The following is a 12,843-nucleotide window of genomic DNA, read 5'->3' as shown; positions in this document are numbered from 1 at the left end:
TGGTCGGGGATCTTTTTGTTTCCGCTGTGTAAAAATTGCACGTAAACAAAATTTATTTGGCTCATTTTGCCTGCGAAATCGTTTTATAGTATAGATAGGGCCTTCTCTATCCGCCTTTGCGGGGGCGTTCCCGCAGTTAATGGATAAAAATGACAAGAGAGGAATTCCTCGCCATGGTCAAGGACGTACACGATCACCCCGAGCATCTGGCGAAATATCGTAAGAAGTATAAGAACGTCTACCCGTTCAGCGACGGCATTTTCAAGATGCTCATGGCGAACGAGGCAAAGCCGCAGCGCACCGTGAAAATCCTGAACGCCATGCTCGGGCTTACCGGACGCAAGGCCATCAAGACATACACCCTCGGGGTTCCGGAGAACCCAGGTGTACTCAACGACAAGACCGCCATCTTCGACATCTACGGCACGACACAGGCGGGTGAGCCGGTGCTTATCGAGGTGCAGCAGACATTCAACAAGCTGTTCGTTGACAGGCTCATCTACTACACCGGCCGCGTCGTCTCGCGCACTGTCAAGAAGTCGCAGGACTACAAGCTGCCGCACATCTACGTGCTCTCGCTTTTGACCGAGAACCAGTTCCCGAAGGAGCCGGACACTTACCTGCACCATGCGCAAATCGTGCGCAACCGACGCATTTTCTACAATAAGTTGGACATCTATCTGGTCGAAATCGAGAAGTTCTTCGCCATCGACAAGCGCACCCCGCCGAGCAAGCGCGAAACGACCGACAGGGCTGAAATGCTGCGTTTGTTCCGCGACGTACTCGAGGAAAACGAAATCCCAGAAGAAAAGCTGAAGAAACTGCTTGACAAGGACTTTATGAAAGATGTATCTTTAGTAGGGTACACTGACGAAACACTCCTGAACGAGGTTGACGGGATGACGAACATTATTTACGAAAAACAGGGATCATACCTGCAAGGCGGCGAAGACAAGGCAAACGAAATAGCCCTTGCGATGCTTGCCCGAAATTATTCCGTTGATGATATCGTGGCAATCACCAAACTCCCGAAGCAGGAAGTGGTCAAGCTGAAGCGGCAAGCCGCGAAAGAACTGGCAACGGCGTAGTTCTATTGTCATCCTCGCCCATTCCTTCGTCATCCCCGACCTGGTCGGGGATCTTTTTGTTTCCGCAATGTAAAAAAATGCACGTAAACAAAATTTATTTGGCTCATTTTGGCCGCGAAATCGTTTTATAGTATAGATAGGGCACTCCCTATTCGCCATCGCGGGGGCGTTCCCGCTATAAAACAGAATAAAATGACAGAAAATGAAAACTTTGTAGAGTCGGATATTCGCGATATCGCTCACGAATTCAACGTGATTGTGGACTCCGTGAAAGATGACAGGAGCAATTTCGTTCACGACAGATACTTTAGGTTCGCCTTTGCGAAACCCTCCCGCATGGCGGAACTCCTGACGCTGTTTTCGCGTCACAATCCCTCGCTCAAGGGATTCCTAGACACCATCGACCTTGCAAGCTTGCGAGGATCGAGCGAAAACCTTTCCAGTGACAAGCATGCAGGCTCCGCGGACCTCGTTTTCGAGGCGAATCTCAAGGACGGCGGCGTCACCGGGCTCTACGTGGGAATCATCGCCGAGCACAAGTCCACCAACAGGGACAATGTATTTCTCCAGATTTCGGAGTATTATCACCACCTGTTCCTGGAGCGCGGAAAGGACGTGCCCGTGGTGGCATTCATCGTCTATAACGGAGAGGATGGCTGGGATCCGCTCAGCGAATCGCGGTTTCCGAACTATCCCAAATATTACCACGACATCGGATTTCCTTTCAAGGTGGAATTCTTGGATGTGGGACACGCCATCGACGATGCAGAATTGAAGGCTCTTTCGCCCATTACCCTTGTCGCGCTCACCGCAATGAAGTATATTTGGGACATGGAGAAGTTCTCCGTGTCCTTCCGCGAGGCGGCGAAGTACCTGCTCAAGATGCAGAATACCGATGAGGGGAAGGATTTTATCAAACAGTCGCTTTCGTATTTCTTTTGGAAGTGGCCCTACAAGAGCGAGGTAATCAAGATGGATAGTCCGGAAGCCATTGCGAACAAGGGTTACGAAACCTTCGGCGAACATTTCTTCAATGCCGGCGAGGCGAAAGGTGTGTCTAATACCATCAGCGTTTTCGAGAAACTGGGTGTTTCTCCCGAAAAGATTGCTGAGGCGAAGGCGATGCTGGCAGAGCTCGCGAATAAGTAACCACCATCGTCATCCCAGCCCCCTCCTTCGTCATCCTCGCGACTTGTGCTGCCTGCACTGAGCTATGTCGAAGTGAGCTTTGCCGAAGCAAGGCGAGGATCTTTTCATTCGTCATCCCCGACTCGGTCGGGGATCTTTTTGTTTCCGCAGTGTAAAAATTGCACGTAAACAAAATTTATTTGGCTCATTTTGTCCGCGAAATCGTTTTATAGTATAGATAGGGTCTTCCTTATCCGCGATACGGGCGCGTTCCCGCTATAAAACGGAAAATGAGCACAAAAAACATTCCCTTTGAACAACTCCCCATCACGGACAGGTTCATGTTCGCAATGGTCTTTAGCCACAAGGAAATCGCAAAGCCCTTCCTGGAGGCGATTCTCGGCATCAAGATTCACGAACTCAAGGACCCCGAACCCGAGAAGACCATCGAAGTCAGCCCCGTCAGCAAGGGCATCCGCTACGACGTTTTCGTGAAGGAAACCGGCCCCAATGGCGAGAGCATTCGCAGTTTTGATATTGAACTGCAAATGGAAAACACCGACAACATCCCCAAAAGGACTCGCTTCTACCAGGCAATGTGCGACAGCGATGCCTTGCTCAAGGGCGAAAAATACTACAACCTGAAAGAACTCTACATCATCTTTATCTGCCCCGACGACATTTTCAAACAGGGACGGGCAGTATACAGGTTCAAGAATCTCGATGTCGACAACCCGAAAATCGAAATGGGAGACCAGTGCTTCAAAAATTGAGCTTCGCTCCAAATTCGCTGCGACTCGCAAATGCCGACATAAATGTCGTCGCTTGCTCGTCTTGCAGAATTTATTTATATATTTAACAAGTACCGCGAAATCGCCGAGAAGTCCATCCGGGATTACTTGGAATACTTCGCAACAAAGAAGCCGATTTCCCCGGAAACTAGGGAAATCGACAGATTCGTAAAATGGTACCAGACGGACAGTAACACGAGGATTCGCTATATGACTCTGCAACAGGAAATTGACATAGCCATTGACAAGGCAGAAACTCGAGCGGCCGAAGCGGAAGCTCGCGCCGATGAAGCAAATGCTCGTGCAAACGAAGCAAACGCTCGTGCAGACGAAGCAAATGCTCGCATAGCCGAAGTTGAAGCTCGCGCAAACGAGATGGAGAAGAAGCTCCGGGAGCACGGACTGCTGTAACCCTCGCGCCTTGATTATGTCATGCTCGCGACTTGTGCTGCCTGCACTGAGCTATGTCGAAGTGAGCTTTGCCGAAGCAAGGCGAGGATCCTTTTAAGCGGGCTTTTTGTTTCCGCAATGTAAAAATTGCACGTAAACAAAATTTATTTGGCTCATTTTGGCCGCGAAATCGTTTTATAGTATAGATAGGGCCTTCTCTATCCGCGACACGGGCGCGTTCCCGCAGTTAATGGATAAAAATGACAAGAGAGGAATTCCTCGCCATGGTCAAGGACGTACACGAGCATCCCGAGCATCTGGCGAAATATCGCAAGAAGTACAAGAACGTCTATCCGTTCAGCGACGGCATTTTCAAGATGCTCATGGCGAACGAGGCAAAGCCGCAGCGCACCGTGAAATTCCTGAACGCCATGCTCGGGCTTACCGGACGCAAGGCCATCAAGACATACACCCTCGGGGTTCCGGAGAACCCAGGTGTACTCAACGACAAGACCGCCATCTTCGACATCTACGGCACGACACAGGCGGGTGAGCCGGTGCTTATCGAGGTGCAGCAGACATTCAACAAGCTGTTCGTTGACAGGCTCATCTACTACACCGGCCGCGTCGTCTCGCGCACCGTCAAGAAGTCGCAGGACTACAAGCTGCCGCACATCTACGTGCTCTCGCTTTTGACCGAGAACCAGTTCCCGAAGGAGCCGGACACTTACCTGCACCATGCGCAAATCGTGCGCAACCGACGCATTTTCTACAATAAGTTGGACATCTATCTGGTCGAAATCGAGAAGTTCTTCGCCATCGACAGGCGCACCCCGCCGGGCAAGCATGAAACGACCGACAGGGCCGAAATGCTGCGCTTGTTCCGCGATGTTCTTGAAGAAAAGGACATCCCTGAGGAAAAGCTGAAAAAACTGCTTGACAAGGACTTTATGAAAGATGTATCTTTAGTAGGGTACACTGACGAAACACTCCTGAACGAGGTTGACGGGATGACGAACATTATTTACGAAAAACAGGGATCATACCTACAGGCTAAAGAGGATGTCGCTCTCGCGATGCTGGCCGAAGGCCTCTCCATTGAAATGATTGTCCGTATCACCAAGCTCCCGAAGCAGGAAGTGGTCGAACTGAAGCGGCAAGCCGCGAAAGAACAGGCAACGGCGTAATCCCTTTGTCATCCCAGCCCGGCCTGCTGTCATGCCCGCGCAGGCAGGCATCTTTTCATTCGTCTTGCCCGCCCATTCGGCCTTGCTTGCTTCGGCTTTACTCAGCACAAGCAGGGGCTGGCTCCGGCGGGGATCTCCTAGCATATCCTACCCCCTTGTCATCCTCGCGGAGGCGAGGATCCGCTAGAATCAATCAAACAGCAAAAGCCCCGGACGGTGTGCGTCCTGGGGCTTTGATTGTTTAGGGGTAAATGGAAGATTCCCCTGTGGAGGGAGCATGTGTAATTTCGAGAAATACGCCCTTAATTAACCGTCAACGTCACTTTGCAACCCGTTTCATGCCCATTCAACCAAACAACATATGTTCCAGCTTCGCTTACAGTATATGTATATCCACCATTTTCACTAATATTTTCCACTTTTGTCTTTTGAGTGCCATTCAGCTTTATTTCATAAGAACATTTGCTATTAGCACAATCTCCTATACCAAACCTGAATGTTGTATTATTTCCATTTGTGATAGTATAATTATCAAGTTTACAGTTATATGTATATGGTCCATACGTCAACGGCTCTACCGTACAATACAAATTACCTCCTACATATACATACAATGTCACATCTGTTGCATAATAATTAGACAGACTCATATCAACAACATCGTTGCCTGTATTATTACTACTTTCTGCATACTTATTGTCCGCTGCATCCTTCACAACATACGTTTTGTTTTTCATAAACTGGCCTGGATTATCCATCTTCAGTTGACTTTCCTGTTCGCCCCATTTACGTGCTTGCGGGAAATAACAATGAGCAGGAATCGTCATAGAAGTTCCCATCGGAATGCGACAAGATGTTTCCTCTCCATTCAACCAGACGACATATATACCATCACCTTTGCCCGATATAGATACATCTATTCCTCCAGAACCATTCGTTTCTGTATTAACAATCGTTCCGTCAGCTTTTTTCACTTGATATTTGCACTTGTTATTATCGCATTGTTCAATTTGGAAATGCACCTTGTCGTTTCCATTAGGCTTGCAATCTTTCAAGAAGGGGTTTTTCACTCTCGGCGTTACAGAGCACACTTCCGACCCAGCGACAAACACTCTTAACTTAGAATCCGTAGCATAATAGGTATTCGGCATTTGAATTTCTATTTGTTGGTTGGTGCTAGTTGTTCCGGTTGCGAGACTATTGTTGCCTGAAGCGTCCTTTACAACATACGACTTATTGCCATAGGCACCATCGTAATTATCTATCTTTATTTTTACGCTATTTGAGCCCCAATTATAGATTCCATCACTATAGCAAGCAACTTGCCCAGGATTGTCAACCGGAATGACCGGCTCCGCAATAAATGCAACCTCGCATTCGTGTTTTACGGTAGTCTTGCTATTGGTCAAGCTCACTTCATATTTTTTCGTAGTTCCAACAGCATTTGTGCTATTGGTAAATGAAGGTAAGGCTCCAAAATGGTATTCAAAACTAGTGTTCGTCACACTCGTTCCCGCAATGGTGTAACTACACCCATTGTCGCAGCCCGACACATTGGCAGGCGTTATCGAAACGTTATCCGTTCTACCTACAATCGCCTGTAAATTCGCGGGACACGTAAATGCAGGGTCAGGTTCCACAATATTTACCGCACAAGTAGTAGCTTCGCCATTCAACCACAGGACATAATTTCCAAAGCCAGACATTTCCACCTTAGTCTCATTTTGAGATAAGGTCTGGTCTCCATTGGTAATACTTGTTGTTGTGCCACCATTGGTTTTCTTCACATTATAGGTACATGCATTACCAGAACATATTTGAGAGAAGTTGAACTTGAAATAATCTTTGCCATTCTCATTCACCTTCGAGCATGTCGGCGACAATTCGCTAACATCCAAAGCTGCGGAGCATGAGTACGCATCGAGGAAACTTCCATTTTCCATCAAGTAGAGATAGAAAGTTCCGTCCTTCAGCGTATTTGCACCATTGATGTCAAACGACAACTCGCTAGACTCATTCGTCGTGCCTTCCGCAACCTTAGTACCCGATGAATTTCTTAGTTCATATTTTCGGTTACTAATATCATAACCATGACTCTTGATATAAGCCTTAAAGTTCGCATTTGCTCCCGGCTGATACCCCGTACCCGAGAACCAGCATTCTGTCTTCAATTCACCTTGATGGTTATTTGTCTTCTCTTGAATTTCAAACTCTGCGACACACTCTGCAAACGGATAATCCGAATTCATCGGACTCTTCACCTTATAGGTGTACGAGCCTACCGCATACTCCGCTGTGGCATAAGATTGTCCACTCGGAGTGTTGCCGTTGCCATTTGGAGTCACATTGATAGATCCGCTACCGTTCTTCGGGTATCCATCCAACATGGCGTCACCAATATAAACTTCGTATTGGCAGCCACCCGTGGGGCAGCCATCAAGGTTTATATTAAACTGCGGCATGCCTTCGCCCTGTTTTTTCGGCGAGCCCGTAACACCACAAGAGCGGTTAATTGAGCCTATCGTCGAAGGTGTTACAGAACATTCCTTCGAAGCTGTAGAACCAGTTTTGTTCACAATAGAAGCAAAGAACTTGTAAGACTTGCCCTGATACTCTGCATAAGGATTGTCAGCCTGCTCTATTTGAGCCTTCTGATCATTCCACGTCACATCCGCAGGCAACCTGGAAATATCAAATACAGTCGCGTTATCAACTTTCGCTTCCACACCATACGATGCAATATTATCTTTATTCTGAACACCTACCAGTACAGTCCATTTTCCATCAGCATAGCTAGCAGTACATTCCGAAATGTCAACGGCATTTTTACAAGATGCGACAACACTCTTGACTAAGAGAGCTGAGCTTCCACGATTTTTAAAGATAATCTGCTTTACATGTTCGGGGTCAAAGCCCTCCGCACCGACCGTCATTGCATCGTCAACACTGAAACTTGCTTTTCCGGTAGTCATGACAACCGATTTACTCGCATAACCCTGGGCACCCCATAGGGCATTTTCGCTCATTAGCCAAATTTCAACATCTACACCAGATGCAGGATCACCATTCGCTTCAGCCAGCTCAATAGAAAGGCTTGTTTCGCGAAGGTTCGCCGGATTTGTCAAAGTCACAGTCGTTTCTTGTCCAGCGGACAGCGGTTTGTCCTTGGCATCGTCAATAGCGACATGATCTGCACACTTATTGATTTTTCCAGTCCAGAAGGGGCCACAGTGCGCACGTTCATTCTTCATCTCCTTCGTCCATTCAATTTCTTCTGAATTTAGCGAGCATTCAAGCCACGCCTTTGCAGTCTTGACATCATTTTGTCCCGCATCTTTGTAACCATGCTGCCCAGCACCCGTTTCGGCAAAAGAATATCCGCTAGTCGTACATCCCACTGGGGTAGCGCCAGAGGCTCCGCCACAAGCGTCATCGCCATTGTAATAATAGTACTTCTCAGTACAATTGTACGTTTTCGAGTCATACCAACCCGAATGGCCTATCCACGGTTTAATGTAATGAGCATCTTCAGTTGTCGCCGTTGGAATCACGCCATTTGTCGCGACTGCAGCAAACGAGCATTTAACTACCGGATAATAGTCGTGGCATTCCGCCGAATAGGTATCACTCTTCCAGCCGATACCATACAGTTTAAAGTTCGGGTCAGCCAGGCTGAATCCAACAAACTCGTGGGCAACATCCATATAGCTCGTACCAATGTCGTTCAAATCAAATACAAAACCATATTCCGTCGGAGTTCCGTAATAATTCCCCGTAAATGCGGCTAATGAGAGTTTCCCATCCACACTGATTGTCGCAGACATCATTACCATGCTCGATGCATAAACTAGCGCCGGATTGTCGTTGTCATCAACCAAGACTCCATTCAAGCATTTACCGCTATTGGAGCACAACTGCGCTGTCAGGTATCCTGTTTGTCCGGCAAAAACGTTCAACATCAAGTATTCACTGCCCGATACATTAGAATGCAGCAAGAAGCCAGACTTTGAAATTTCTTGCGTATTGCGGTTATGGCTTGCAGTTTCCTTTGGCAACTGGAACAAAGCCTTCATTGTTCCATACGTACCAGCATTCACCGTACTCATCACCGTAACAGGTTGAACCGTAACACGCCCCTGGCGGCGCAAGGAAACGCTACCAGCAACCTCATCAATATTGCTCATCTCGCCCGAAATCAAGTGCCATTTAGACTTGGTATATTCGCCCGTCGCATCAATTGCCCCAACGCATGTTGCATCATCTGCATCGCCACACTTATCTATGCAATACTCCATATCAACAGAGGTGCAGCGCACATCGCCAGACTTAAATTCTTCAAAGAAGCAATGCTTATCGCTTTCATTAAAATGCGCGTAGATAACCGAATTGTCATCTTTGATAGTAAATTCGCGATAAGTCTCACTAGATATAGCCTCGGTTACCGGGCAGCTAACGCCCGAGCAACTCCAATAATTGAATTTAGGATACGATGTACGGCTAACAGTTAGTGATACCGTTTGTCCACTGAAGGCTGACACATAACAAGATTTATCATCACCGGATGTACTATACTGACATACAGAACTTGTGCTGCCAACATTAATCGATATCACAGGATCATATCCGGATATTTCTCCAACAAACGTCAAGCGAATAGTCTTCTTGAGAGCCTTAATACTCGCCCGCAATTCCTTTTCAGAATCCACAGCGATTTCCGATATATCGTAGGAATTGCCTTCCGTAGGGATAATCACGACGCAGTTTTCAACGTTCCTGCCAGCAAGCTGCAACGTCCCTGAACCGCCAACGACAATATTCCAACGATTATTTCTTTCTTCGGTACCGAAGGTAATACCGGAAGGTTCCACCCAGGTTTCATCTACACTGCAAGAAGGCCAAGATGCATCACCTCGTTGACCTTCGGGCGGGCAGACGCTAGAATTCGATTCACAATATTTAGCAATATCATTATCCGTCACATCAACACGCTTCAAGGTCGCGCTACTCGCCATATAAACAGTGGCGGTGTAAGGGCTGCCAATATGGTATCCGTCTCCAGAAAGCAACTGGAACGTAATAGAGCCGTGCGTTGCAGAGGCGTCGGTCGCTACCGAGAACAAGGTTACAATCTTACTTGTCGAAGGATCGCCCTGTATCGGGAACGAGCAGGTTGATGATTCATCCGACCTAGTACCAGAAGCACCAAGCGTATAGCTCCAATGTTCGTCAGCACTCGGGCAGGTTGTGTACAATGTTGTCGCGGGAGTATTCGGAGGAATCACGACATTGACATCCTTTGTCATACCTGCAGAAATTTTCTGATCAGGATCGACAAAAGTTATCGGCAGCGACCCACGATGATTATCACCAACAACTACCCAGAACGGCACATCGCTATAGCCATTAGCCTTTGCATTACAGGTATAGATACCCTTGGCAAGCGCCACACCCGAATACAGTTTTCCTGTTGTTGAAAGACTTCCGGAACCTCCAACGCAAGACCCCACGCTAACATCAGCCTTTTTCAACGTTGATCCATTCAGGGGAACAACATTGTAGTAATCATTCAACTCACCAAACGGATCGCCCGGCAAATAAATGACACGAGGCAACACGATAAACGACGGATTGAGATTTGCCTGATTGTTACCAGACGGAAGAGTCTCGTTATTTTCGTACTGCGATTCTAGTGTCACGCCTAATTGAGGAGCCATTGAAATATAGTAAGCATCCGTACCATTTGTTGTCGCGGTTTCCTCTTCTGTTGTTTCCGAGCCTGACGCAGACGAAGCGCCGCCACTGCCGGTTCCGCCCGTACCACCGCAAACAGAACCATCATTCGGGCAAATAACGCCTGCCTCGGACAAGGCATTAACCAATTCCTGATTATACGTAATGGAAGAAGACTGCAACTTGCCAAGCCCCGCGCAGGATTCCGCAGTCGCATAAATGGTTCCAGTCAGGTTAAACTGGTTTCCCGAACCAATATCCCCTTCGGTATAAATAAAGTAGTTCGATACAGTCACGTCATTGAGTGTATTTGCGCCCTTCTCCAGGTAAAGAAGGACTCTTGTATCGCCAGATGTTTGAGGGAGCTTTGTATAGAGAGCGTCTTTCGCAATAATAATGAACTTGCCATTCAAAATTCCCGAGGGGTTCGTACTGTTTGTTCCTCCAGAAACTTTGACCACAAGGTAGCCATTATAAAGATTCTTTTCTCTCTTGGTTGCATCGGTGGTATTTTCCCGATAGCACGCGTTCAGTTTTGTTACAAGATCATTACTGTATCTTGTAATGTTTGCTGCGCAACCCTTGTTCGCGTAGGGTTCAAACATGGTCTTGGCAGTAACCAGTACATCATCAACTTTGTAGGAAGAACCATCGCAACCAGGTTTCTTTTCCCAGATTTCATTACAACTATCCTTTACCGCCTTAGCACATTCCAATTTGGTAGAAGGTTCATCCCTAGTAACGGTTCCATTAGACATAAACCAGGGGGTCACGCCACAAATCGGGCGGAACTTGTCCCGTTCATGTCCCGGGCCACCATTCTGGTTTGTGCAGTAGGGAGACCCCGTTGGTTTCCCATCCTTGTAATTAAGACGTTTGCGATCGTGGTTTTCAAAGCCATCCCAGAAGCGCTGACCATCCACATGATACGCAAGCATTTCGACACCTTCTGTGGCATCCGAACAGTACTGCCACCCAAAAGTATTGTGTTCCCATTTATTACACCATATCCAATAAGGGTCAGTAATGGATGTAAGCGTCACATCATCATGGCCAGGTTCAAGATAATACGAATAATACAGTTTATCCTTGGATGCTTTCTCCGGATACGGAGAATATTCTGCACCATTCCAACGTTCCGCCTGACCGACCTTACCTTCATGGCCGTTATCACAGTACGCATGATTCATATCCGGAGCCATAACGCCGGGCTTGACATTGCACTTGATTATCTCATCTGTAGTTTCCGTAAACTTGTTTTCAACCAAGGAATTGTACGAACTCCAGGGATATCCCGATTTCATGTAGACCGTCTTACCGGCCCCACCTAAAATAATCGTTTCATACTTATCATAATGGTCACCATCAGAAACCAAGTTTGTATCAGCACAATTCAGCAAAGTATACGTAGCCTCGCCCCATCCATACCAGCCGTTAGGCTCTTGTTTTTTTGAACTTCCCGTACACGAAACCACAGTCTTCGGCTGACAGCCCATCCAGCTACACCACACTCTTTCGCAGGAGCAGCCGCTGTACTTTACAGAGCCATACCAAAGATTTTGCGTTCCCGGCATCCACACGTTGCCTTCACTTTTAAATACATAATTCGTCCCCTTCGATATAATATGGGCATCCTCGGCGAGGCAAAGATCTCCTTTAATGGTCATAGGCTTTGCGCTCTGGACAGTCTGGAGGTCACCGTTCAACGTGACATGTCCCCCAATTTCAAACGGGCCCGCCGAACTGGGGCTAACATTTCCTTCAAAATAAGCATTCCCAGACGCATTTATGTTACCCGTAAAATTCTTCCCCACATAAAGGTCCTTGCCCATCAAACCGTTGTTTTCGGGGCTCATATTTCCGCCAACGCAAGCGAGTTCGCCTATCGAAACATTATTACCGGTTAGTTCAGCATTTCCCGTCACAACGAATTTCTTTTCAATCCCCTGCGGGTTACCATACCAGTTACCATTCACGATGGCAGAAGTCATCGTCAAGGAACCAGCACCATCATAACTGCCACCAAAATACGCATAGTCAAATGGGATTTTTTTCTTTGTGGTTTGAGGTACAGGAAGCGAAACCTGGTACAAGCCGCTCACGTTAAAAATGGCTATTTCGCTATGTTTTGCCCCACCATTAGCTTCACCCGACGAAAGGACCTTCAATTTGTATGTAGACCCAGAAGTATTCACGCCAACCAACCAAACATGATGGTTCTGGCCCGGGCGCTGCAGCGAGCGGAGATTCGCATCAAGATTAATTGGAACGTAATTGCCGTCCATGTACTGTTTGACAAGGGCTCCTACATCATTTGCATGGAACGTCATCCAAGCACGGGCATTTTCAATACCAGCCACCGCACTCTGATACGCCATCTGTTTTTGCATGCGCGAGCCCGACGAACGGCCTTCCGAGGTAAGCCACTTGTAGGTCGCAGTCGCCGCAATAGTCGCAACAAGCATAAAGAGAAGCACGGTGACAAGAGATACACCAGCTTTCTTGCTACTAATTCCAAACTTCATATTC

6 protein-coding genes are annotated in these 12,843 nt (G+C 47.4%); 5 read left to right on the top strand and 1 reads right to left on the bottom strand.

All coding sequences use genetic code 11. From position 1 onward, the window contains the following. Positions 1–149: 149 nt before the first annotated feature. From CRO08_RS02360 to CRO08_RS02340, 5 genes are all read left to right on the top strand, one after another. A complete protein-coding gene (locus tag CRO08_RS02360) occupies positions 150–1,088 on the top strand; it encodes a PD-(D/E)XK nuclease family transposase (RefSeq protein ID WP_097034900.1) in 939 nt (312 codons plus the stop codon). Positions 1,089–1,280: 192 nt separating this feature from the next. Then, positions 1,281–2,237 carry an Rpn family recombination-promoting nuclease/putative transposase gene (locus CRO08_RS02355; RefSeq protein ID WP_097034899.1) on the top strand — a complete coding sequence of 319 codons (957 nt, stop codon included), beginning with the start codon at positions 1,281–1,283 and terminating at the stop codon, positions 2,235–2,237. Between the two features lie 269 nt (positions 2,238–2,506). Then, entirely contained in the window at positions 2,507–2,989 is a 483-nt protein-coding gene (locus CRO08_RS02350; protein ID WP_097034898.1) for an Rpn family recombination-promoting nuclease/putative transposase, read from the top strand. A gap of 42 nt (positions 2,990–3,031) precedes the next feature. Next, positions 3,032–3,418 carry a hypothetical protein gene (locus tag CRO08_RS16890; RefSeq protein WP_097034897.1) on the top strand — a complete coding sequence of 129 codons (387 nt, stop codon included), beginning with the start codon at positions 3,032–3,034 and terminating at the stop codon, positions 3,416–3,418. 239 nt (positions 3,419–3,657) lie between these two features. Then, positions 3,658–4,584: a PD-(D/E)XK nuclease family transposase gene (locus CRO08_RS02340; RefSeq protein ID WP_097034896.1), complete on the top strand. Its 927-nt coding sequence runs from the start codon at positions 3,658–3,660 to the stop codon at positions 4,582–4,584. Between the two features lie 302 nt (positions 4,585–4,886). On the opposite strand, the gene CRO08_RS02335 is transcribed toward CRO08_RS02340, so the two are convergent. Next, positions 4,887–12,839, bottom strand: a complete 7,953-nt coding sequence (locus tag CRO08_RS02335) for a pilus assembly PilX N-terminal domain-containing protein (RefSeq protein WP_097034895.1) — start codon at positions 12,837–12,839, stop codon at positions 4,887–4,889. Positions 12,840–12,843: the final 4 nt, after the last annotated feature.

Origin of the sequence: Fibrobacter sp. UWT3 (assembly GCF_900230125.1) — a bacterium.
Lineage (GTDB): Bacteria > Fibrobacterota > Fibrobacteria > Fibrobacterales > Fibrobacteraceae > Fibrobacter.
Note: the sequence above shows the minus strand (reverse complement) of the source record. Positions and strands in the feature narration are given on the sequence as shown.